The organism is Streptomyces sp. NPDC000151, from assembly GCF_040301705.1.
Taxonomy (GTDB): Bacteria; Actinomycetota; Actinomycetes; order Streptomycetales; family Streptomycetaceae; genus Streptomyces.
Genome location: NZ_JBEPFC010000003.1, coordinates 41,837 through 63,027, shown reverse-complemented (window position 1 = coordinate 63,027; position 21,191 = coordinate 41,837). Strand labels below are relative to the sequence as shown.

General features: G+C 72.7%; 20 protein-coding genes. 15 read left to right on the top strand and 5 right to left on the bottom strand.

Annotation, left to right across the window (positions count from 1 at the left end; genetic code table 11):
* Positions 1 to 40 precede the first annotated feature (40 nt).
* Positions 41 to 526, top strand: coding sequence for an Lrp/AsnC family transcriptional regulator (locus ABT381_RS02070; RefSeq protein ID WP_351586598.1), 486 nt, complete (start codon positions 41 to 43; stop codon positions 524 to 526).
* A gap of 40 nt (positions 527 to 566) precedes the next feature.
* Here ABT381_RS02070 and ABT381_RS02065 read toward each other — a convergent pair whose 3' ends face one another.
* Entirely contained in the window at positions 567 to 929 is a 363-nt protein-coding gene (locus ABT381_RS02065; protein WP_351586596.1) for an STAS domain-containing protein, read from the bottom strand.
* 189 nt (positions 930 to 1,118) lie between these two features.
* Here ABT381_RS02065 and ABT381_RS02060 point away from each other — a divergent pair, with 189 nt between their 5' ends.
* On the top strand, positions 1,119 to 1,304 hold the full coding sequence (locus tag ABT381_RS02060; protein ID WP_351586594.1) for a hypothetical protein: 186 nt from the start codon (positions 1,119 to 1,121) through the stop codon (positions 1,302 to 1,304).
* Positions 1,305 to 1,318: 14 nt separating this feature from the next.
* Here the strand turns inward: ABT381_RS02060 and ABT381_RS02055 are convergent, their stop codons facing one another.
* Positions 1,319 to 2,500: an epoxide hydrolase family protein gene (locus tag ABT381_RS02055; protein ID WP_351586592.1), complete on the bottom strand. Its 1,182-nt coding sequence runs from the start codon at positions 2,498 to 2,500 to the stop codon at positions 1,319 to 1,321.
* A gap of 176 nt (positions 2,501 to 2,676) precedes the next feature.
* Here ABT381_RS02055 and ABT381_RS02050 point away from each other — a divergent pair, with 176 nt between their 5' ends.
* The 9 genes from ABT381_RS02050 to ABT381_RS02010 all read left to right on the top strand — a co-directional run bounded on the left by ABT381_RS02050 (position 2,677) and on the right by ABT381_RS02010 (position 13,325).
* Complete coding sequence (locus tag ABT381_RS02050) at positions 2,677 to 4,698, top strand: oxidoreductase (RefSeq protein ID WP_351586590.1); 2,022 nt, start codon at positions 2,677 to 2,679, stop codon at positions 4,696 to 4,698.
* Positions 4,699 to 4,794: 96 nt separating this feature from the next.
* Positions 4,795 to 5,337 carry a PadR family transcriptional regulator gene (locus ABT381_RS02045; protein WP_351586588.1) on the top strand — a complete coding sequence of 181 codons (543 nt, stop codon included), beginning with the start codon at positions 4,795 to 4,797 and terminating at the stop codon, positions 5,335 to 5,337.
* A 100-nt stretch (positions 5,338 to 5,437) separates the two neighbouring features.
* On the top strand, positions 5,438 to 5,524 hold the full coding sequence (locus tag ABT381_RS02040; RefSeq protein ID WP_351586715.1) for a putative leader peptide: 87 nt from the start codon (positions 5,438 to 5,440) through the stop codon (positions 5,522 to 5,524).
* A 157-nt stretch (positions 5,525 to 5,681) separates the two neighbouring features.
* Positions 5,682 to 6,857 carry an acyl-CoA dehydrogenase family protein gene (locus ABT381_RS02035; RefSeq protein WP_351586586.1) on the top strand — a complete coding sequence of 392 codons (1,176 nt, stop codon included), beginning with the start codon at positions 5,682 to 5,684 and terminating at the stop codon, positions 6,855 to 6,857.
* Positions 6,858 to 6,930: 73 nt separating this feature from the next.
* Positions 6,931 to 8,571: an ABC transporter substrate-binding protein gene (locus ABT381_RS02030; protein WP_351586584.1), complete on the top strand. Its 1,641-nt coding sequence runs from the start codon at positions 6,931 to 6,933 to the stop codon at positions 8,569 to 8,571.
* Positions 8,568 to 9,521, top strand: coding sequence for an ABC transporter permease (locus ABT381_RS02025; protein WP_351586582.1), 954 nt, complete (start codon positions 8,568 to 8,570; stop codon positions 9,519 to 9,521). Before ABT381_RS02030 ends, ABT381_RS02025 begins: the two co-directional genes overlap by 4 nt.
* On the top strand, positions 9,518 to 10,366 hold the full coding sequence (locus ABT381_RS02020; protein ID WP_351586580.1) for an ABC transporter permease: 849 nt from the start codon (positions 9,518 to 9,520) through the stop codon (positions 10,364 to 10,366). Before ABT381_RS02025 ends, ABT381_RS02020 begins: the two co-directional genes overlap by 4 nt.
* Positions 10,366 to 11,943: a dipeptide ABC transporter ATP-binding protein gene (locus tag ABT381_RS02015; protein ID WP_351586578.1), complete on the top strand. Its 1,578-nt coding sequence runs from the start codon at positions 10,366 to 10,368 to the stop codon at positions 11,941 to 11,943. Before ABT381_RS02020 ends, ABT381_RS02015 begins: the two co-directional genes overlap by 1 nt.
* On the top strand, positions 11,940 to 13,325 hold the full coding sequence (locus ABT381_RS02010) for an LLM class flavin-dependent oxidoreductase (RefSeq protein WP_351586576.1): 1,386 nt from the start codon (positions 11,940 to 11,942) through the stop codon (positions 13,323 to 13,325). Before ABT381_RS02015 ends, ABT381_RS02010 begins: the two co-directional genes overlap by 4 nt.
* Here ABT381_RS02010 and ABT381_RS02005 read toward each other — a convergent pair.
* The 3 genes from ABT381_RS02005 to ABT381_RS01995 are packed head-to-tail and all read right to left on the bottom strand — an operon-like array spanning position 13,303 to position 16,929.
* A complete protein-coding gene (locus tag ABT381_RS02005) occupies positions 13,303 to 14,466 on the bottom strand; it encodes an acyl-CoA dehydrogenase family protein (protein WP_351586574.1) in 1,164 nt (387 codons plus the stop codon). The genes ABT381_RS02010 and ABT381_RS02005 overlap by 23 nt on opposite strands.
* Positions 14,467 to 14,491: 25 nt before the next feature.
* Positions 14,492 to 15,712 (bottom strand): CaiB/BaiF CoA transferase family protein, encoded by a 1,221-nt coding sequence (locus ABT381_RS02000; RefSeq protein WP_351586572.1) that lies wholly within the window; start codon positions 15,710 to 15,712, stop codon positions 14,492 to 14,494.
* A complete protein-coding gene (locus ABT381_RS01995) occupies positions 15,712 to 16,929 on the bottom strand; it encodes an MmgE/PrpD family protein (protein WP_351586570.1) in 1,218 nt (405 codons plus the stop codon). Before ABT381_RS01995 ends, ABT381_RS02000 begins: the two co-directional genes overlap by 1 nt.
* A 268-nt stretch (positions 16,930 to 17,197) precedes the next feature.
* Between ABT381_RS01995 and ABT381_RS01990 the strand changes: the two genes are divergently transcribed.
* From ABT381_RS01990 to ABT381_RS01975, 4 genes are all read left to right on the top strand, one after another.
* The gene (locus tag ABT381_RS01990) at positions 17,198 to 18,589 is read left to right on the top strand and encodes an MFS transporter (protein ID WP_351586568.1); all 1,392 of its coding nucleotides are present in this window, start codon (positions 17,198 to 17,200) and stop codon (positions 18,587 to 18,589) included.
* A 37-nt stretch (positions 18,590 to 18,626) separates the two neighbouring features.
* Positions 18,627 to 19,520 carry an HTD2 family dehydratase gene (locus ABT381_RS01985; RefSeq protein WP_351586566.1) on the top strand — a complete coding sequence of 298 codons (894 nt, stop codon included), beginning with the start codon at positions 18,627 to 18,629 and terminating at the stop codon, positions 19,518 to 19,520.
* A complete protein-coding gene (locus tag ABT381_RS01980; protein ID WP_351586564.1) occupies positions 19,517 to 20,344 on the top strand; it encodes an HpcH/HpaI aldolase/citrate lyase family protein in 828 nt (275 codons plus the stop codon). Before ABT381_RS01985 ends, ABT381_RS01980 begins: the two co-directional genes overlap by 4 nt.
* 102 nt (positions 20,345 to 20,446) lie before the next feature.
* Positions 20,447 to 21,190: a GntR family transcriptional regulator gene (locus ABT381_RS01975; protein ID WP_351586562.1), complete on the top strand. Its 744-nt coding sequence runs from the start codon at positions 20,447 to 20,449 to the stop codon at positions 21,188 to 21,190.
* Position 21,191: the final 1 nt, after the last annotated feature.

Sequence of the window (21,191 nt, the reverse complement as noted above, 5' to 3'; positions counted from 1 at the left end):
CCCCTGACCGGATGGTCAACTTCCGTGTTACGTTCGGTACATGGCCGACTCTGTGCGTCTCGATCCGGTGGATCTGGAGATCTTACGCCTGTTGCAGAACGACGCCCGGACCACGTACCGCGATCTGGCCGCGGCGGTCGGCGTCGCGCCGTCGACCTGTCTGGACCGGGTGACCCGATTGCGCCGCAGCGGCGTGATCCTGGGACACGAACTGCGCCTGGATCCCGCGAAACTCGGCCGCGGGCTGCAGGCGTTGCTGTCCGTGCAGGTGCGGCCGCACCGCCGCGAGTTGGTCGGCCCGTTCGTCGAGCGCATCCGCTCGCTGCCCGAGGCGCTCTCCCTCTTCCACCTCACCGGGCCCGAGGACTATCTCGTCCACGTCGCCGTGCAGGACGCCGCCGACCTCCAGCGGCTGGTCCTGGACGAGTTCACCGCCCGGCGCGAGGTGGCCAGGGTCGAGACCCGGCTGGTCTTCCAGCGCTGGGCGTGCGGCCCGCTGCTGCCGCCGGCGGACGCGGTCGGCTGAGCGGGCCGCGGACTGGCCGCCGCAGCACCGGGACGGGCTGTTACATCACCGAGCCGGGCGGCGCGATGACCAGCCGCAGATGCAGGCGGGCGGCGCGGAGACCGGCGTGGACGGGCAGGCTCGGGCGGAGCAGCACCAGGCTGCCGCCCATGGAGCGCAGTGCGCTCTGCACGCCGAGCAGGGTGTAAAGACCGGCGTTGTCGCAGGAGGTGACGCCGGCGAGGTCCAGCCGGAGGTGCCGCTTGCCGCCCGCCATGACCGCCGCGGTGGCGTCGCACAGTCCTGACACACTGTCACCGTCGAGCACGCCCACCACGGCCAGCTTCGCCAGGGTGGGCGAACCGGCGGGAACCGGCCACCGCTCGATCCGTACGCGCCTGTCGGTCGGGGTCTTCACGAGCATCCCGGCCGCCTCCCTTCCACCCCACTCACCGGCCGCACCGGCTCACGGCCCCCATGATGACGCGGTGAGGGCGCCAGCAGGGCGCGTCGATCGAAACCGACCGAAGAATTTCGTCACGGACCGTGACCGTGGCCGGGGCATGTGCCGGGGCCACGGTCACACAGCGGAGCTACTCGTCCAGCGCGTCCCGTGCCGGAGAGCGTGGACCTCACGCAGGGCCCGCTGATCGAGCCGCTGTCCTGGGCGGTGCACGCCTTCGACGTGCTGCCGCGGGACCTGGGCGCGCACTCGTACGGGCTCGACGACTTCGGCACGGCGCTGGAGACCTTCCGGCAGGGCTCCGGCCGGAAGATCCAGCTCCGCCCTGCCGCCTGACTCCACGGAGCGCCTCAGCGGACCTCGGCGAAGAAGGCACGCATGTCGGCGGCCAGCGCGCCCGGTTCGTCCATGGCGATGAAGTGATGGCCGGCGGGATTGTCCTCCGGCCAGTGGGCGATGCGGTTGTGCCGCTCGGCGAGGCGGCGGATTCCGGGCGGCCCGCTGTAGACGCCGGTCGGCACGGCGGTCTGCCCCTCGGGCCAGGCGAACGGGCCGTCTCCGCTGTTCTCGTACATGAACCACGAGGAGCTGCCGGAGGTACCGGTGAACCAGTACACCGACGCGTTGGTCAGCAGCAGGTCCCGGTCGATGACCTTGTCGGGCTCCGCCGGCCCGGCTCCGCCGAAGTCGTGGAACTTGTGGAGCAGCCAGGCCAGTTGGGCGACGGGAGAATCCTGCCAGCCGTAGGAGAAGGTCTGCGGCGCAGCGCGCAGCAGACCGTGGTGGTCGACGCCCCATGACCACTGCTGCATCCGCGCGTACACCTCCCGCTCGGCCGGGGTGAGTTCGGGCAGATCGGCCTCGGTCGGGATGCCGAGGCCGCTGACGACGTACACGCCGGCGACGTGCTCCGGTGCGGCCTGCGCGACCGCGGGTGCGACGTACGCGCCGAGGTCGCCGCCCTGGGTGCCGTACCGCTCGTATCCCAGGCGGTGCATCAGTGCGGCCCACATGCGCGCCACCCGTCCGACCGACCAGCCGGTGTCCTGCGGCGGCGCGGAGAACCCGAAGCCCGGCACGGAGGGCACCACGACGTGGAAGGCGTGCGCGGGGTCGGCGCCGTGTGCGCGGGGATCGGTGAGCGGCCCGATCAGGTCGGCGAACTCCACGAAGGAGTTGGGCCAGCCGTGCGTGAGGAGCAGCGGCAGGGCATCCGGCTCGGGCGAGCGGACGTGCAGGAAGTGCACATCGTGGCCGTCGATGGCGGTCAGGAACTGCGGGAAGGCGTTCAGCCGGGCTTCCTCCGCGCGCCAGTCGTAGCCCCCGTCCCCCCAGTACTCCGCCAGCTCCTTCAGGTACGTCACGGGCACGCCCCGGCTCCAGCCGTCGCCGGGCAACCGCCGCGGCCAGCGGGTGCCGGCCAGCCGGTCGCGCAGGTCCTCGACGTCGGTCTGCGGGATCTCGATACGGAACGGGCGGACGGCGTCGGCCCCTGCGTCCCTCGTCGTGTCCTTTGTCATGTCCTTTGTCATGCGGCGACCGTAGGAGTCGTTGCGGTCAGCTTGTGTCCTCAAGGGCGACAGGCGGGCGAGCCGACCGCCCGGCGGCCCCTCCGTGACCTACGCCTCATTATGCAACATGTTGCATAACCGGCTCCGCTGGTCTAGAAACGAAGCTCGTCGGCACTGTGCGCGCGAGGAGACTTCGGATGAGCCCGTACCCCCACCTGCTGAGCCCGCTCGACCTGGGGTTCACCACCCTGCCCAACCGGGTCCTGATGGGCTCGATGCACGTCGGCCTGGAGGAGGCGCCGGGCGGGTTCGCGCGGATGGCCGCCTTCTACGCGGAGCGGGCGCGCGGCGGCGTCGGGCTGATCGTGACCGGCGGCGTCTCCCCCAATGAGCAGGGCCGCACGATGGACGGTGGCGCCAAGCTCACCACCGAGGCGGAGGCCGCCGAACACGCGCAGGTGACCGAGGCGGTGCACCGCGCGGGCGGGAAGATCGCCATGCAGATCCTGCACACCGGGCGGTACGCCTTCAGCGAGGACCTGGTGGCGCCCAGCGCGATACAGGCGCCGATCAACCCCTTCACGCCGCGCGCCCTGACCGACGACGAGGTCGAGCAGACCATCGAGGACTACGTACGGGCCGCCGCGCTCGCGCAGCAGGCCGGGTACGACGGCGTGGAGATCATGGGCTCGGAGGGCTACCTCATCAACGAGTTCATCGCGGCGCCCACCAACCAGCGCACCGACCGCTGGGGCGGCTCGTACGAGAACCGCATCCGCTTCCCCGTCGAGATCGTGCGGCGCACCCGCGAGCGGGTCGGCCCGGACTTCATCCTGATCTACCGGCTGTCGATGCTGGACCTGGTGCCCGGCGGCTCGACCTACGACGAGGTCGTACAGCTCGCCAAGGAGGTCGAGGCGGCCGGCGCGACCATCCTCAACACCGGCATCGGCTGGCACGAGGCCCGCATCCCGACCATCGCGACGTCGGTACCGCGTGGCGCGTTCTCCTGGGTGACCGAGAAGGTCATGGGGGCGGTGAAGATCCCGCTGATCACCACCAACCGCATCAACACGCCCGAGGTCGCCGAGCGGCTGCTCGCCGAGGGGCGCGCGGACATGGTGTCGATGGCCCGCCCGTTCCTGGCCGACCCCGACTTCGTCGCCAAGGCGAGCGAGGGCCGCGCCGACGCGATCAACACCTGCATCGGCTGCAACCAGGCGTGCCTGGACCACATCTTCTCCGGGCAGATCACCTCGTGCCTGGTCAACCCGCGGGCCTGCCACGAGACCGAGCTGTCCCTCTCCCCCACCCGGCGCCGCAAGGAGCTGGCGGTGGTCGGCGCGGGCCCGGCGGGCCTGGCGTTCGCGGTCTCCGCGGCCGAGCGCGGCCACGGCGTGACGCTGTTCGACGCCGCCGGTGAGATCGGCGGGCAGCTGAACGTGGCCCGCCGCATCCCGGGCAAGGAGGAGTTCAACGAGACGCTGCGGTACTTCCGTACGCGGCTGGAGGAGCTGAAGGTCGACGTGCGGCTCGGCACGGCCGTGACCGCCGAGAGCCTGGGCGCGGGCGGGTACGACGAGATCGTGGTCGCGGCCGGCGTCACGCCGCGCACGCCGGACATCCCCGGCATCGACCACCCCAGCGTGGTCAGCTACCTCGACGTGCTGAGCGGCCGGGTCGAGGCCGGGCGGACGGTGGCGATCGTCGGCGCCGGCGGCATCGGCTTCGACGTGGCGGAGTTCCTGACGGACGGCGGGGAACAGGCGAGCCTGGACCCGGCGGCGTTCTTCGCGCAGTGGGGCGTGGACACCTCGTACGAGGAGCGTGGCGGGCTCAAGGCGCCGGTGCGGGCCCCCGCGGCGCGCACGGTCCACCTCCTGCAGCGCAAGACCGGCAAGGTCGGCGCGGGGCTGGGCAAGACGACGGGCTGGATCCACCGCACGGAGCTGCGGCACCGCGGCGTGACGATGACGCCGGGCGCCACGTACGAGCGCATCGACGACGAGGGGCTGCACGTCACCGTCGACGGCGAGAAGTCCGTCCTCGCGGCCGACACGATCGTGCTGTGCGCGGGCCAGGAGCCGCGCCGCGAGCTGTACGACGCGCTGCTGGCGGCCGGGCACACCGCGCACGTCATCGGCGGTGCCGACGTGGCCGCGGAGCTGGACGCCAAGCGCGCCATCCTGCAGGGCACGCGACTGGCGGCGGACATCTGAGAGCCGCCTAGGATCGTGGGTACCGGTGGCCGCGTACGGCCGTCGGTACCCGCAAGCCCGGCAGCGCACGACCGCCCTCCAGGAAGGCCGACCGCCATGTCCCTCCCGCACGCGATCCTCACGGCCCTGCTGGAGAAGCCGTCGTCGGGGCTGGAGCTGACGCGGCGGTTCGACCGGTCCATCCGGTACTTCTGGTCCGCCACCCACCAGCAGATCTACCGCGAACTGCGCAAGCTGGAGGAGTCGGGGCTGATCCACGCCCTGCCGCAGACCCAGCCCTCGCGCGGCCAGAAGCGGGACTACGAGGTGCTGCCGGCCGGCCGGGAGGCGCTCACCGCGTGGGTGGCCGAGCGGCAGGACCCGAAGGCCAACCGCGATCCACTGCTGCTGCGGCTGCGCGCCGCCGCGGTCGTCGGCGCGACCGGGCTCACCGAGGAATTCCGCCGCCATCTCGCGCTGCACGAGGCGCAGTTGGCGGAGTACTTGGAGATCGAGACCCGCGACTTCCTCCGCCCCGAGAAGACGGCCCCCGCGGACCGTATGCAGCATCTCGTGCTGCGTGCCGGGATTGCCCAGGAGCGTTTCTGGGTGGAGTGGCTGACGGCGTCCGTCGCCGAATTGGAAACGCTGGAGAGCTGAGGCGAAGCACCGGCCGGCCGACCCGGTGAAAGGGCTTCCCTATCGCGCCCTCGCCGATACCGTCTCGACCGCACCGCCCCTGACCTGCTTGAATCGGGATATGCCTCAGGAGCGACCGGATCTCACGCAGCGACGTCATGTTGACCTCGCGCGCGTTTCCAGCGCTGCCTGTCGCCGTACGGCCTGACGGGGCCGTTTCTCCCGCCCGTCCCTCTTCCGCCTTCTGAGGCGTTGATTCCCGCTTTCTGCCGAGGGTTCACACCGGATTCTTCCGCGCCGTGCTGCGGACATCCGGTGCTCACGCCGTGCGCGCTCGCGCCGGTATGCCCGGAAATGAGGAACTCTTGACCGGTCTCGACGAGCTGTACGCAGCGCTCGCCGCGGACGCCGCACACCTGGAGGCGTCTCGCGAACTCCCTTATAAATCCGTTGAGTTGGTACGCCGCAGCGGCCTCGGCGCACTGCGCGTGCCGGCCCGCCACGGCGGCCGGGGCGGCACCTTCGCCGACCTCTTCCGCATCGTCATCGATCTGGCCGCCGCCGACTCCAACGTCGCGCAGGCGCTGCGCCCGCACTTCGGCTTCGTCGAGCAGCTGATCAGCCAGGGCGGGGACGCCGAGCGGGAGCGGTGGTTCCCCGCGGTGGTGGCAGGCGCGCTGATCGGCAACGCGGCGTCGGAACGCGGTACGGCGCACCCCGGCGACATCGAGACCCGGCTGACCCGCTCCCCCGACGAGGACGACGCGTACCGCCTCAACGGCACGAAGTTCTACAGCACCGGCAGCCTCTTCGCCGACCATGTGCTGGTCACCGCGCTGGACGAGGACGACCAGCGGGTCCGGGTACTGCTGCCGAGCGACCGGGAGGGGCTGCGGCTGCTCGACGACTGGGACAGCATGGGCCAGCGCACCACGGCCAGCGGCACGACCGTCCTGGAGGACGTGCGCGTGCTGCCCGACGAGATCATCATCGAGGGCAACTGGCGGGAGCGGCGCACGCACCTGGCGCCGTACTTCCAGCTGTATCTGGCCGCCGTGCAGACCGGCATCGCGAAGAACGCGCTGAGCGACGCGGTGGCGCACGCCCGCGACAAGGCGCGTGCCGTGCAGCACGCCGGGGTGGCGCGGGCCGTGGAGGATCCGCTGGTCCAGCACGCGGTGGGCGAGATCGCGGCGCTCGCGTACGGGGCCGAGGCGACCGTACTGCGGGCCGCGGCGGCCGTGGACGACGCGCTCGCCGAGACCGGGCCCGACGGCATCGCCGGCACGGAGGAGGCGCTGCACGACGCGGCCGTGCAGGTCGCGCAGGCGCAGGTGGTCGCGGCGCAGGCGTCGCTGCGGGCCGCCGAGCGGCTGTACGACGTGGGCGGTGCCTCCGCGACGCTGCGCGAGCACAATTTCGACCGGCACTGGCGCAACGCCCGCACGCTCTCCAGCCACAACCCGATCCCGCACAAGGCGCGGGTCGCGGGCGACTACCACCTCAACGGGCGGACCCCGCCGCTCAACGGCTTCTTCTGACGCGCCCGATGACGCGCCCGATCTCCTTCCGACGCGCCCGACTCCCTGCATCCCGCTCCGAGGAGCCCCCGCTGTGTACGGCAAAACCCTCATCCGCGCGGCCGCGGCCGCCTGCGCCCTCGCGCTGACCACCACCGCCTGCGGCCCGCAGACCGCGACCACCGCGCTCGGCGCCCGTCCCGCCTCCGGCGGCACCCTCGTGTACGCGACGGACCGCGAGCCGACCTGTCTGGACCCGCACGTCCAGGGCGACATGCCGCAGGCGTACGTCGCCATGCAGGTGCTGGACTCGCTGGTCGCGCTGGACGGGCGGGGCCAGGTGAGGCCCTGGCTCGCGACGTCGTGGCGGGTGTCGCCGGACGGCAAGGACTACACGTTCCGGCTGCGCAAGGACGTGCGGTTCACGGACGGTACGCGCTTCGACGCCGCCGCAGTGAAGGCCAACTTCGATCACATGGTGGATCCTGACACCCAGTCGGGCACGGCGGGCGGCTATCTCCAGCCGTACGAGCGGACGACGGTCGAGGGCCGCTGGACGGCGACCGTGCACCTCAAGCGGGCGTACTCGCCGCTGCTGCACATGCTTGCGCAGGCGTTCCTCGGCATGGAGTCGCCGAAAGCGCTGAAACGCAGCAAGGAGGCGAACTGCGCGGCGCCGGTGGGCACAGGGCCGTTCGTCGTGCGGCGCTGGAACCGCCAGAGCGATGTCGTCCTCGTACGGAACGACCGCTACAACTCGCCGCCGCCGTACGCGAAGCACCGCGGCCCGGCACATGTGCGCAAGGTCGTCTGGCGTTTCATCCCGGAGCCCGCGACGCGGTTCGCCGCGGTGCAGTCGGGCCAGGTCGATGTGATCGACGCGCTGCCGCCCGAGGACCAGCGGCTCGCGCAGCAGGACGAGCGGCTGCGGGTGGTCGTCCGCGACCGGCCCGGCAATCCGACGAACCTGGCGCTGAACACCGCGCGCCCGCCGTTCGACGACCGTCGCGTACGGGAGGCGTTCCTGCGCTCGGCGGATGTGCAGGACGGCCTGAAGAGCGTGTTCTTCGGGCAGTACCGGCGCGCGGGCGGGCCGCTCAGCTATGTCACGCAGGCGTACGACCCCGGGTACGAGAACGCCTGGACCTACGATCCGGCCGCCGCGGGCCGCCTCCTGGACCGGGCCGGCTGGACCGGGCGCGACAGCGCGGGCTACCGCACCCAGCACGGCCGCAGGCTCACCGCCGAGGTGCTGCTCAAGTCCGACATCAGCCCCAATCAACTGGCCCTGATGGAGCAGATCCAGGCGACCGCCAAGGCCGTCGGCTTCGACCTGCGGCTGCTGCGCCTGGACACCGCGACCGTCACGGACCGCTACAACAAGGGCGAGTACGACCTGCGGGACGGCTACTGGAACACCAACACGCCGGACGTGCTGCGCACGATGTTCGGCAGCGAGTACGCCGTCCGCAACGGCATCCACTCCAACTCCTCCTACGTACGCGACCCGAAGCTCGACGGTCTCCTGCGGGCCGCGCTCTCCAGCACCGACGAGGCCGAGCAGCGGCGGCTGTACGCCCGCGCCCAGCGCATCGTCTCGGCCGGCGCCTACCAGCTGACGCTCTATCCGCAGACGACCAGGCTCGCGGCGGGCCGTGCCTCGGCGCGCGGCGCCACGCTCGAACCGGCCCTGTCCCTGCCCTACCTCTACGACGCCTGGGTGGTCTCCCGATGACGCTCCACCGACAGATCGCCGCCCGGGTGGGCGGCGCCGCGCTGGTCCTGTGGGCCGCCGCGACCGTCACCTTCGCCGCCCTGCACCTGGTGCCCGGCGATCCGGTGATGGCGCTGCTGGGCGGCGGCGCGGGCAGCAACCCGACGCCCGAGACGATCGCCGCGACCCGGCACGCGTACGGCCTGGACCAGCCGCTGCCGCTCCAGTACGCACACCACCTCGGCCGCATCCTCACCGGCGACCTGGGCGTGTCCACCTCCCTCAAGGAGAACGTGGACACGGTCATCGCGGGCCAGCTGCCGGACACGATCGAACTGACCGTGACCGCGCTGCTGTTCGCGTGGGTACTGGCCGGGGCCGTGGTGCTGCTGTCGGTCGGCCGCGGGCGGTTCGCCGCGGCGCTGGGGTCGGGCCTGGAGACGGTCTCGGCCGGGCTGCCGCACTTCTGGCTGGGCGTGGTGCTGCTGTACGCCTTCGCGTTCCGGCTCGGCTGGTTCCCGGTCGCGGGCGGTACCGGCTTCGCCGGGCTCGTGCTGCCCGCGCTCACCCTCGCCGTGCCACTCGCGGGCTACCTCGGGCAGGTCACCCGTACCGCCCTGCTCACCGCGCTCGACCAGCCGTTCGTCACCTCGGCCCGGCTGCGCGGCATGAGCGCGGGCGCGGTGAAGGCCCGGCGGGCGCTGCGGCACGCGCTGCTGCCGCCGCTGACGCTGTCCGGCTGGGCGGTCGGCGCGCTCTTCAGCAGCGAGGTCGTCGTCGAGGCGGTGTTCGCGCGGCAGGGCATCGGGCGGGCGCTGCTGAACGCCGTACTCGCCCGTGACCTGCCGCTGACCACCGGCATCGTCCTGCTCATCGCGACGGTGTATGTGCTGGTCAACCTGATCGTCGACCTGGTGCACGCGGCCGTCGACCCCCGTGTCCGCACCTCCGTACGGGAGCTCCCCGCATGACCGCCCTCACCCTCTCGCCCGCCAGGACCCGCGCCCGGCCGTCCCTCCGCCCCGGAGCCGGCGCCGCCGCGCTCTTCCTCGTCCTCGTCGTCCTCGCGGCGATCTCCCCCGGGCTGCTCGCCACGCACGCGCCGGACGCGATCCGGCCCGCAGAATTCTTCCAACCGCCGTCAGCGGCACACTGGTTCGGCACCGACCAGAACGGCCGCGACGTGTACGCCCGCGTGGTCCACGGCGCCCGGCAGTCCCTCCTCATCGGCGTCAGCGCCACCGCGATCTCGCTCGGGCTGGGCACGCTGCTCGGACTGCTCGCCGCGCTCGGCGGGCGAGTGGCTGACTTCGTCGTCGGGCGGGTGCTGGAGGTGCTGTTCTCCTTCCCCGGTCTGCTGCTCGCGCTGCTGTTCATCGCGGTGTTCGGTACCGGCGTCACCACCGCGGCGATCGCGGTCGGCATCGGCGAGGCACCCGGGTACGCCCGGCTGATCCGCGCCCAGGCGTCCGGCGTCGTCCGGTCCGGGTACGTGGAGGCGGCCCACGGTCTGGGCCACCACCCGTTGCGTGTCGTCCGCCGTACCGTCTTCCCCAACGTGCTGCGTCCGCTGGTCGCGCTCGCCACGCTCGGCATCGGCCAGTCCGTGGTGTGGGCGTCCTCGCTCAGCTTTCTCGGGCTCGGCGCGCAGCCGCCCGCCGCCGAGTGGGGCGCGATGCTCGCCGACGGCCGCACCTACCTCCAACTGGCCTGGTGGGCCTCGCTCTTCCCCGGCCTGTTCATCGTCCTGACCACCCTGTCCACCACCGTGCTGGGCCGCCGGCTGCAGGCCCGGCTCGACTCCAGGAGCAGCTGATGAGCGACGTACCGATACTCGACGTCCGCAATCTGAGCGTGCGCTTCGGCGGCCGGCCCGTCGTACGGGACGTGTCCCTCACCGTACGTGCCGGCGAATCCCTCGCGCTCGTCGGCGAATCCGGCTCGGGCAAGAGCGTCACCGCACGCACGCTGGCGGGACTCACCGGCCCCGGCTCTCACGTCGCTGCGGAGCGGCTGGAGTTCGACGGGCAGGACGTACGCGCGTGGCGCGACCGGCGCTGGCGGGCGGTGCGCGGCCGGCGGGTCGGCTTCGTGCTGCAGGACGCGCTGGTCTCGCTCGATCCGTTGCGCCCGGTCGGCAAGGAGATCGAGGACGCGCTGCGGCTGCACGGCTACGGCAGCCGGGCCGCGCGGCGGGCACGCGTGCTGGAGGTGATGCGGGAGGCGGGCATCCCGGAGCCGGAGCTGCGCGCGGGGCAGCGCCCGCACGAGCTGTCCGGCGGGCTGCGGCAGCGCGCGCTGATCGCCTCGGCGCTCGCCCTGGATCCACCGCTGCTGATCGCCGACGAGCCGACCACGGCCCTGGACGCGACCGTACAGGCACAGATCCTGGACCTGTTCGCGTCGGCGGCGGGCCGGGGCCGGGCGCTGTTGTTCATCAGCCACGACCTGGCGGCGGTGGAACGGATCGCGGACCGGGTGGCGGTCATGCGGGACGGCGAGATCGTCGAGCAGGGCCCGGTGGAGTCAGTACTGACGCGCCCTCAGCATCCCTATACACAGCAGCTGTTGGCAGCCCGACCGGGCGCTCGACCAGGCGCCCGGAGCGTCCGGAAGCCGGGGCACGGGGACGTCGTCCTCAAGGCCGACCGGCTGTCCAAGTCCTACCGCGGGCGCCGCGTGGTCACGGACGTCTCCTTCGAGCTGCGGGCCGGGCAGACCCTCGGCATCGTGGGCGAGTCCGGCTCCGGCAAGTCCACCACCGCGCGGATCGCGCTGGGCCTGACAGCGCCGGACGCGGGCAAGGTCACGTTGCACGGCGAGCCGTGGAGCACCGTACGGGAACGCGACCGGCGCGCCCGCAGACCCGGCATCCAGCACGTGCATCAGGATCCGCTCAGCTCCTTCGACCCGCGCTGGACGGTGCGGCGTACCCTCGCCGACGCGGTGCGGGTGGCGGACCCCCACGGCGATCCGGTCGACCGCGTCGAGGAGCTGGCCGCCCAGGTCGGCCTCCCCCTGGACACGCTCGACCGGCACCCCCTCCACCTCTCCGGCGGGCAGCGGCAGCGCGTCGCGATCGCCCGCGCGCTCGCGCCCCGCCCGCGGGTGCTCGTGCTGGACGAACCCGTCTCGGCGCTCGACGTCTCCATCCAGGCGCAGGTCCTGGACCTGCTGACCGATCTGCAGCGGGCACTGGGCGTGGCCTATCTGTTCATCTCCCACGACCTGGGCGTCGTCCGGCAGCTCAGCGACGACGTGCTGGTCATGAAGGACGGCCGGGCCGTCGAGTCCGGCCCCGCCGACGCCCTCTTCCGCGCCCCCCGGCACCCCTACACGCAACGGCTGCTGTCCGCCGCCCTGCCCGCCTTCGACACAGAACTGGCCTCATGATGACCGACCGCCCCGCTCCCCGGCCGCTCCGCTTCAACGCCTTCGCGATGCACTGCGTCTCGCACATCAACCACGGCCAGTGGGTACGCCAGGACACCCGCCAGCTGGACTACGCGGACCTGGACACCTGGGTCGAGCTGGCCCGCATCCTGGAGCGCGGCCGCTTCGACGCCCTCTTCCTCGCCGATGTCGTCGGCCCGTACGAGACCTTCGGGGGCGGCCGCGGGACCGCCGTCCGCGAGGGACTGCAGATTCCGGTGAACGACCCGTCGCTGCTGGCCGCGGCGCTGGCCGGGGCCACCGAGCACCTGGGCCTGGCCTTCACCCAGTCCGTACTGCAGGAGGCCCCGTACGGCTTCGCGCGCCGGCTGAGCACCCTGGACCATCTGACCAAGGGCCGGGTGGCGTGGAACGTCGTCACGTCGTACCTGGAGGGCGCCGGGCGCAACTTCGGGTTCGGCTCGCTGCCCCTGCACGCCGACCGGTACGCCCGCGCGCACGAGTACGTCGACGTGCTGTACCAGCTCCTGGAGGGCAGCTGGGAAGAGGACGCGGTGGTGCGGGACACCGAGCGCCGTATCCACGCCGATCCGGCGAAGATCCACGATGTACGGCACAAGGGCACGTACTACGAAGTGGACGGGCCGCACCTGTCCGAGCCGTCACCGCAGCGCACCCCGCTGCTCTTCCAGGCCGGCTCCTCCGAGGCGGGCCGGGAGTTCGCGGCCACCCACGCCGAGGCCGTCTTCCTCGGCGCGATCTCGCCGGAGGGCGCGAAGGCGCAGGTGGAGGACGTACGGGCGCGAGCGGTGCGGCACGGCCGCGCCCCCGGCGACCTCCTCTTCTTCCAGGGTCTGACGCTGATCGTGGGCAGTACGGAGGCGGAGGCGCGGCGCAAGCGCGCGGAGTACGAGGAGTACGCCAGCTTCGACGGGTTCGCCGCGCACCTGTCGGGCTCGCTGGGCATCGACCTCGCGCAGATCGACTTCGACGAGCCGATCGGCGAGATCGACACGAACGGGGTGAAGGGGTTCGTGCGGGCGCTGATCGAGGGGGCGCCGGACAAGACGTGGACGTTCGGGGAGGCGCTGCGGGCGCGCGCCTGGACCCGGCCGCTGTCCGGCACGCCCGAGCAGCTGGCCGACGCGCTGGAGACCTGGCGGGCCGCCGGCATCGACGGCATCAACCTCAGTTACGTCACCACGCCGGGCAGCTTCGCGGACTTCGCCGACCACCTCGCGCCCGTGCTGCAGGAGCGCGGGCTGCTGAAGCGGGAGTACGCGCCGGGGACGCTGCGGGAGAAGCTGTTCGGGCGGGGTGCCCGGCTGCCGGAGACGCACCCGGCAGCCGGGTACCGGATCAGTCCAGCCCGCCCCGCTTGACCAGCTGTGCGGCGATGACGTTCCGCTGGATCTCGTTGGTGCCCTCGCCGACGATCATCAGCGGGGCGTCGCGGAAGTACCGCTCGACGTCGTACTCCGTGGAGTAGCCGTAACCGCCGTGGATGCGCACGGCGTTGAGGGCGATCTCCATCGCCGTCTCGGAGGCGAAGAGCTTGGCCATGCCGGCTTCCATGTCGACGCGGCGGTCCGCGTCCGCCTCGCGGGCCGCGTGCAGGGTGAGCTGCCGGGCCGCGGTCAGCTTGGTGGCCATGTCGGCGAGGTAGTTGCCGATGGACTGGTGCTTCCAGATGGGCTTGCCGAAGGACTCGCGCTCCTGGGCGTAGGCGAGGGAGTCCTCCAGCGCTGCCCGGCCCACGCCCAGCGCGCGGGCCGCCACCTGGAGGCGGCCGGTCTCCAGGCCCTTCATCATCTGCCCGAAGCCCTTGCCCTCGGTACCGCCGAGCACGGCGTCCGGCGCGGCGCGGTAGCCGTCGAAGGACAGCTCGCAGCTCTCGACGCCCTTGTAGCCGAGCTTGGGCAGGTCGCGGGAGACGGTGAGACCCGGGCCGTGCTCGACGAGGAGGATGGAGATGCCGTGGTGGGCGGGGGTGGCGTCCGGGTCGGTCTTGCAGAGCAGGGCGATCAGCCCGGAGCGGCGGGAGTTGGTGATCCAGGTCTTGGAGCCGTTGACGACGTAGCCCTGGTCGTCCTTGCGGGCGGTGGTGCGCATGGCCTGGAGGTCGGAGCCGCCGCCGGGTTCGGTGAGTGCCATGGTGGCGCGGATCTCGCCGGTGGCCAGCTTCGGGAGGTACCGCCGCTTCTGCTCCTCCGTGCCGAAGAGCAGCAGCAGCTTGGCGACGACGGTGTGGCCGCCCATCGCGCCGGCCAGGCTCATCCAGCCGCGCGCCAGTTCCTCGGTGACCAGGACGTAGCAGGGCGTGGAGACCTTGGTGCCGCCGTACTCCTCGGGGATGGCGAGCCCGTAGATGCCGAGCTCCTTCATCTTCTCGATGAGCGCTTCGGGATAGGTGTTGGCGTGCTCCAGCTCCTGGACGACGGGCTTGACGTCCTTGTTGACGAAGTCGTGCACGGTCTCGACGACGAACCGCTCGTCCTCGGGGAGGGTGTCCAGGGTGCTCATGCGGGGTTCCTTCGAAGAGTCCGGGTCAGATGACGGAGTCGGCACGGAGGGCGGCCAGGTCCTCCGGTGTACGGCCGAGCGCGGTGAGGATCGCGTCGGTGTGTTCGCCGACGGCCGGTACGGGGTCCATGCGGGCGGTGAGTCCGGCGAGGTCGGCGGGCGGGAGGAGGGCCTGCACGGTGGCGCCGGGGACGGCGACCTCGCGCCAGCGGTCCCGGCCTTCCAGGACCGGGTGGTCCAGGAATTCCGCGACGGAGTTGACCCCGGCGTTGGCGACGCCGATCTCCTCCAGGACCTTCATGATGTCCGCGGCGTCGGAGCGGGCGAAGCGCTCGGCGACGATCGCGTTGAGCGCGTCGCGGTGGGCGACGCGCGCCGATCCGGTGGCGAACCGCGGGTCGTCGACGAGTTCGGGCCGACCGAGGAACTCCCGGCACAGCGCCGTCCACTCCCGCTCGTTCTGGATCGAGAAGAGCACGTCCTTGCCGTCCGCCGCGGTGTAGGCGCCGTACGGGGCGATGGTCGCGTGCTGGGTGCCGACGCGCGGCGGCTGGCTGCCGCTGTGCCGGGTGTAGTACGCGGGCTGGCTCATCCACTCCGAGAGCGCTTCGAAGAGCGAGACCTCCACCGGGCGGACGGTCCCGGTGGTGGCGCGGGCGAAGAGGGCGGTGAGGATGCCGCTGTAGGCGTACATCCCGGCGGAGATGTCGGCGACGGACACACCGACCCGGGCGGCCTCGTCGGCGCTGCCGGTGAGCGAGACCAGGCCGGTCTGACACTGGACGAGCAGGTCGTACGCCTTGCGGTCCGCCCACGGGCCGGTGGTGCCGTAGCCGGAGACCGTGCAGGGGATCAGCCGCGGATAGCGGGCGGTGAGCGCGTCGGTGCCGAGGCCGAGGCGGTCGGCGGCACCGGGGGCGAGGTTCTGTACGAACACATCGGCCTCGGCGAGGAGTTGGTGCAGTATTTCCCGGCCGCGCTCGTCCTTGAGGTCCAGGGTGAGGCTTTCCTTGGAGCGGTTCAGCCAGACGAAATAGCTGGAGTGGCCGTGCACGGTGGTGTCGTAGCGGCGGGCGAAGTCGCCGTCACCGGGGCGCTCGATCTTGATGACGCGGGCGCCGAGGTCGGCGAGCTGGCGGGTGGCGAAGGGGGCCGCCACCGCCTGCTCGATGCTGACGACGGTGATGCCTTCAAGGGGGCGCTGCTGGTGCTTGCGTTGCTGATGCTCGCCTTGCTGATTCCCCATCAGGACTCCTTGCCCGTACGGCCGGTGGCGGCGGGGAACGCCGTCCGCATCAGCTCGGCCGCTCCCTCCCACGTGATGCCCGCGAGCAGGTCCGGTACGTCGGGGCCGCAGGCGGCGAACTTGGCCCGCAACTCGCCGTCGGTGGGCGGACGTTGCGGGGAGCCGGGCGGCAGGGCCAGTACCGAGTGCAGGGCCGTGCCGTCGGCGAAGTCGAGGCGGAGGGCGACCTCGCCGTCGAGGAGGGTGGTGGTCTCGCCGGGCCGCCGGTCGACAGTGACCTGCCCGACGAGCTTCTGCGCTGCGGGGCGGCTCACGGCCTCGTCGGTGAAGCTGTCGAAGCCGGGATAGGCGTCGAGGAGCGCGGTGGCAACGGCGTACGGCATGGAGAACTTGCCCTCCAGGCCGGTGCCGGGCCGGTCATGGATGAGGGGGTGGACGGTGCCCGCCGGGGTGGTGACGGTGACGCCCGTGAGCTCTCCGTGCACCTGGTCGCGGATCTCGCGGAGCGCGGCGATCGGGCGCTGCATGGCGTAGCAGCAGGGGTACATCTTGATCGCGAGACCGCCGGGGACGGCCGGGGCCACGGGGAAGTCGGTGGCGGGGGTGCCGCCGACGCGCGTCAGCCAGGCGTCCAGGGCGCGCGGGTCGGCGGTGGCGCCCGCCTGCGCGAGCCGTGCGGCCCGTACGCCGGCGTCCGCGGCGAAGCCGACCTGCAGGGACTTGCTGTGCGTGCCGAACGCCTCCTGGACGCCGCCGGCCGCGGGCACGGCGAGCGCCATGGCGGTGGCGAGCTGCTCAGGGTCGAGCCCGAGGGCGACACCGGCCGCGACGGCGGCGGCCGGGGCGCCCGCGGTGCAGGTCGCGTGCCAGCCGTTGGCGTAGTGGCCCCAGCCGAGCATCGCGCCGAGCCGGGCCATGACGCCGGCGCCCGCGAGGTAGGCGCGCGCGTCGCCGCCGGCGGCGAGCACGGCCGGGACGGTGACCACGGAGATGTGCGTGGTGGTCTCGATGTGCAGATCGTCGAAGTCCAGTACGTGCGCCATGGCCGCCCAGCGGGCCGCGTCCGGGAGCGGGGCGGCGATCGGCTGCAGCGGGTGCGCGCGGGCGGCCAGGGCGACGGCGACGGTGTCGGCCAGCGCGCGCCCTGCGAGCGCCAGGTCGTCGGGGTCTGCCCGGTGGTCGTGGGCCCACTGGGCGAGGGCTCGGGCGGCGGTCATGCGATCCCCTCCGTGGTGCGGCGGCCGTCGGCGGTCCGGCCGACGACTCCTCTGCCGAGGATTTGTACGGCCAAATGATCGCCGTGTCAACGGTGCCGGAGGTGCCCCGCGATTCCCCGCCCACCCTTGAGTACCAGGCCCTTGACGCCGCCGTGAGCCGGGCCACAGAATGCCGACGCCATCCGTCGAGCCGCTTTGTACGGAGCGATGCCGTACATGCCCGCGCTAAATGGCCGCCCGTTTCTGGGACCCCTTTGGAGGTAGGTCAGTGACGACCCCATCCCCCGCCCTCGCCGCGCTGAGCGGGGCACCGATCGGCCGGACGCACCGAAGAGTGCTCCTGATCATCAGCGCGATGTTCCTGTTCGACCTCGCCGACCTGAACACCTTCGCCTTCGCGGCCCCGGCGATCCGCGCCGTGCACGGCTTCACCGTCCAGGACGTGGCCCTGGTGACCGCCATGAGCTTCGCCGGCATGGCGGTCGGCGCCGTCCTCGGCGGCCGCGCCGCCGACCTGCTCGGCCGCCGCCTCGGCATGTCCGCCGCCGTGGCCGTCTTCTCGGCCGCCTCGCTGCTCAACGCCGTGGTCTCCACGCCCGGCCCGATGGCCGCGGCCCGCGCGCTCACCGGCTTCGGCCTCGGCGCGATGACCGCCATCGCGATCTCCTACCTCTCCGAGGTCACCCCGGCCACCCACCGCGGGCGCTTCCAGGCCGTGGCCCTCGGTGTCGGCCTCGTCGGCATCCCGCTGGTCGCCTTCACCGCCCGCGGGATCACCGTCTCGCACCCCACGGCCTGGCGCTGGCTCTTCGTCGCCGGGGCGCTCGGCTTCCTGCTGCTCCCGCTGGTCCTGCGACTGCCGGAGTCGCCGCGCTGGCTGCTCTCCCGGGGCCGGACCTCGGAGGCCGCGGAGGCCGTGCGCCGCTTCGTACCGGACTTCCGCGACGGACAGGAGCAGTCGTCCGAGCCCACCCCCGCCGCTCGGCCCAAGGCCCGCTTCCGCGATCTCTTCGCGCCTGCCCAGCGCCGCAACTCGGTCGTCATCATGATCGTGTGGGTCTTCGCGCTGACCGGCTTCTACGGTTTCCAGTCCTGGGTGCCGACCCTGCTGGCCGACCGCGGCCAGGACTTCGCCCAGTCGATGACCATGTCGGCGATCACCACCATCGGCGCGGTGCCCGGCGCGTTCCTCGCCACCCCGTTCATCGACCGCTTCTCGCGCAAACACCTCGCCGTGGCGCTCGGCCTGGTCGTCGCCGCCGTCGGCATCGGTTACGGGCTGAGCACCAGCACCGGGGCCGTCATGGTCTTCGGCGTACTGGTCGCCGCGCTCAGCCAGGCGTACATCGCCGTCCTGTACTCCTACACGCCCGAGCACTTCCCCACCGCGCTGCGCACCGCGGGCTCCGGCCTCGGCAACGGCGCAGGGCGGGCCGCCAACATCGTCGCTCCCCTGGTCATCGCGGCCGTCTACACGACGCCGCAGCTCGGTTACGTGGGCGTCTTCGCCTTCGTCGCCGGGGCCTGGCTGATCGCCACCCTCACCGTCGCGTTCTTCGGCATCGACACGCGGGACCGGGCGCTGGAGGACCTGCACGGCCGCCCGGCGCAGGAGGATCCGGTACGCCCCGGCTCCCCCAGCCCGGCCGCCACCCGCTGACCCGGCCCACCCCCGACCCGTACAGACAGGAGCCCCCATGTCCGGCGCCCCCGCCGACTTCAGCGTCCTCGAAGAGACCGCCCGCAGCTGGCACCCGGCCGACACCGGCGCCACCGACCCCCTCGACCCCGCCCCGGTCGCCGCGCTCTCCGCCGTACTGGACCTGCCGGAGCCGGTGGCCGCCGCCGGGCAGCCGCTGCCGCCGCTGTGGCACTGGCTGCACTTCCTGACCTGGGCCCGCCAGAGCGAGCTGGGTCCGGACGGGCACCTGCGCGACGGCCACTTCCTGCCGCCGCTGCCCGAGCGGCGCCGGATGTTCGCGGGCGGCCGCCTGGAGGTCCGTACGCCCCTGACCGTCGGCCGGCCCGCCGAGCAGACCAGCCGCGTGGCCAAGGTGCAGGCGAAGCGGGGCCGCACCGGCGGGCTGCTGTTCGTCACCGTACGCACCGAGTTCCGGCAGGACGGCGAGGTGCGGGTGGCCGAGGAGCAGGACATCGTCTACCGCAGCGGCGGCGACGCGCCCGTACCGGACCGGATCGTCCTCGACCCCGGCGCCGAGCCGCACGGCGACGCGCCCTGGCAACTGCCGTGGACCACCGACCCGGCCGTCCTCTTCCGCGTCAGCGCGCTGACCGCCAACGCGCACCGCATCCACTACGACGAGCCCTACGTCACCGGGGTCGAGGGCTACCCGGGCCTGGTCGTGCACGGCCCGCTGCTCGTCCTGCAGATGCTGGAGCTGGTCCGCCGCCGCGCGCCCGAGCGCACCGTCCGCACCCTGTCCTACCGGCTGCGCACCCCGTCGTTCTGCGGCGAGCGGCTGCTGTCCTGCGGCACGCCGTACGAGGACGGCGACGCGTCGGGCGTACGGCTGTCGGTGGCCGGGCCGCGCGCGGCGGAGCACGCCACGGCGGAGGTGACGTTCGCATGACCGGCACCGGGGCACCCTCGTACGCGCAGGCGCTCGCCGCGGCGCGCAGCCTGCTCTTCGTCCCAGGGCATCGCGCCGACCGGTTCGCGAAGGCGGCAGCGGCGGGCGCCGACGGGGTGATCGTGGACCTGGAGGACGCGGTCGCGCCGGACGGGAAGGACGCCGCGCGGGACGACGTGGCCAGGTGGCTGGCGGGCGGCGCGCGGGCCGTGGTGCGGGTCAACGCGCCGGGCACCGAGTGGTTCGAGGCCGATCTCGCGATGGCGGCGGCGCACGGCGCGCCCGTCATGCTGCCCAAGGCCGAGGACCCGGCCGTACTGGAATCGATCGCCTGCCGGACGGGCGGCAGGAGCCCGGTACTGGCGCTGATCGAGACCGCGGCCGGGGTGGAGAACGCCGCCGCGCTGTGCCGCGCCCCGAACCTCCTCCGGGCCGCCTTCGGCAACATCGACCTGGCGGCCGATCTCGGCGTGGACCCCGACGACCACCAGGCGCTGGCGTACGCGCGCTCGCGGGTGGTCTGCGCCTCGGCGGCGGCCGGGCTCGCGCCGCCGCTCGACGGCGTCACCGCCGACCTCTCGGCCGACGGCCCGCTCCCCGCGGACATCGCCCACGCCCGCCGGCTGGGCTTCGCCGGCAAGCTCTGCATCCACCCGCGTCAACTCGACGCCGTACACGAAGGGTTCACTCCGTCGGCGACCGAACGGGACTGGGCGCTGCGGGTACTGGCGGCGGGCGAGGCGGTCACCGTGGTCGACGGGCGGATGGTGGACCGCCCGGTACTGGAGCGGGCCCGTCGCATCCTGGGCGCCGGCGGCGGCTGAGCGGCCGTCCCCGCAGGTGACCCGCCCGTTCCGCGGCCGATAAGCTGGCCGTCCTTTCCTGTCCGGCCTGTCCGGACCGATCCGAACGGCGACGAGGATGTGATGGCGGCCAACAAGCCGGCCCGTGGGCGGTCCGCGTATCAGCAGCTGGCGGACGATCTGCGCACGGACCTCGCGGGCGACCGGTACCCCAAGGGGGTACGGCTGCCGACCGAGGCCGAGCTGGCCGAGACGTACCGGGTCAGCCGCCAGACCGTGCGCCGCGCCTTCCACGACCTGGTCGCCGAGGGCCTGGTGTACCGCGTCCCCGGGCGCGGCACGTTCGCCGCGCCGCGCGACGGCCGGTACGTCCGCAGGTTCGGCTCGGTGGACGACCTGATGGGGCTGTCCCTGGACACCACCATGCAGCTGTCCAGCCCGCTGCGGCGACGCGTGGACATCGACGCGGCCGGACGGCTGCGGCTGGACAGCGACATGGTGCACACCCTCGCCTTCCGCCGGTTCCACGACGACGTGCCGTTCTGCCACACCACGGTATGGCTGCCGCCGGACGTCGGCGAGACGCTGGCGGGCGTCGGCCAGCTCACCGAGACCGGCGCGCGCTCCACGTTCACCATCATCGGCCTGCTGGACGACCGGCTGGACTCGCCGATCACCGAGGCCGAGCAGTCCATCACGGTCGCGCCGGCGCCGGACGCCGTCGCGGAGGAGCTGGCGTGCGCGCCGCACCACCCGCTGCTGCGCATCGACCGCCTCTACACGACCTCCGAGGGCCGCCGCGTCGAGCTGGCCATCAGCTACTTCCTGCCCGAGCAGTACTCCTACCGGGTGCGACTGCGGCGCTGAC

Bases quoted from the DNA above. Each gene is read 5' to 3' on its own strand.
- ABT381_RS02065 (WP_351586596.1), bottom strand. From the start codon at position 929: ATGCTCGTGAAGACCCCGACCGACAGGCGCGTACGGATCGAGCGGTGG.
- ABT381_RS02055 (WP_351586592.1), bottom strand. From the start codon at position 2,500: ATGACAAAGGACATGACAAAGGACACGACGAGGGACGCAGGGGCCGAC.
- ABT381_RS01985 (WP_351586566.1), top strand. From the start codon at position 18,627: ATGTCCGGCGCCCCCGCCGACTTCAGCGTCCTCGAAGAGACCGCCCGC.
- ABT381_RS02025 (WP_351586582.1), top strand. From the start codon at position 8,568: ATGACGCTCCACCGACAGATCGCCGCCCGGGTGGGCGGCGCCGCGCTG.
- ABT381_RS01975 (WP_351586562.1), top strand. From the start codon at position 20,447: ATGGCGGCCAACAAGCCGGCCCGTGGGCGGTCCGCGTATCAGCAGCTG.
- ABT381_RS02005 (WP_351586574.1), bottom strand. From the start codon at position 14,466: ATGAGCACCCTGGACACCCTCCCCGAGGACGAGCGGTTCGTCGTCGAG.
- ABT381_RS02000 (WP_351586572.1), bottom strand. From the start codon at position 15,712: ATGGGGAATCAGCAAGGCGAGCATCAGCAACGCAAGCACCAGCAGCGC.
- ABT381_RS02070 (WP_351586598.1), top strand. From the start codon at position 41: ATGGCCGACTCTGTGCGTCTCGATCCGGTGGATCTGGAGATCTTACGC.
- ABT381_RS02020 (WP_351586580.1), top strand. From the start codon at position 9,518: ATGACCGCCCTCACCCTCTCGCCCGCCAGGACCCGCGCCCGGCCGTCC.
- ABT381_RS02040 (WP_351586715.1), top strand. From the start codon at position 5,438: ATGCCTCAGGAGCGACCGGATCTCACGCAGCGACGTCATGTTGACCTC.
- ABT381_RS01980 (WP_351586564.1), top strand. From the start codon at position 19,517: ATGACCGGCACCGGGGCACCCTCGTACGCGCAGGCGCTCGCCGCGGCG.
- ABT381_RS02045 (WP_351586588.1), top strand. From the start codon at position 4,795: ATGTCCCTCCCGCACGCGATCCTCACGGCCCTGCTGGAGAAGCCGTCG.
- ABT381_RS01995 (WP_351586570.1), bottom strand. From the start codon at position 16,929: ATGACCGCCGCCCGAGCCCTCGCCCAGTGGGCCCACGACCACCGGGCA.
- ABT381_RS02010 (WP_351586576.1), top strand. From the start codon at position 11,940: ATGATGACCGACCGCCCCGCTCCCCGGCCGCTCCGCTTCAACGCCTTC.
- ABT381_RS02050 (WP_351586590.1), top strand. From the start codon at position 2,677: ATGAGCCCGTACCCCCACCTGCTGAGCCCGCTCGACCTGGGGTTCACC.
- ABT381_RS02015 (WP_351586578.1), top strand. From the start codon at position 10,366: ATGAGCGACGTACCGATACTCGACGTCCGCAATCTGAGCGTGCGCTTC.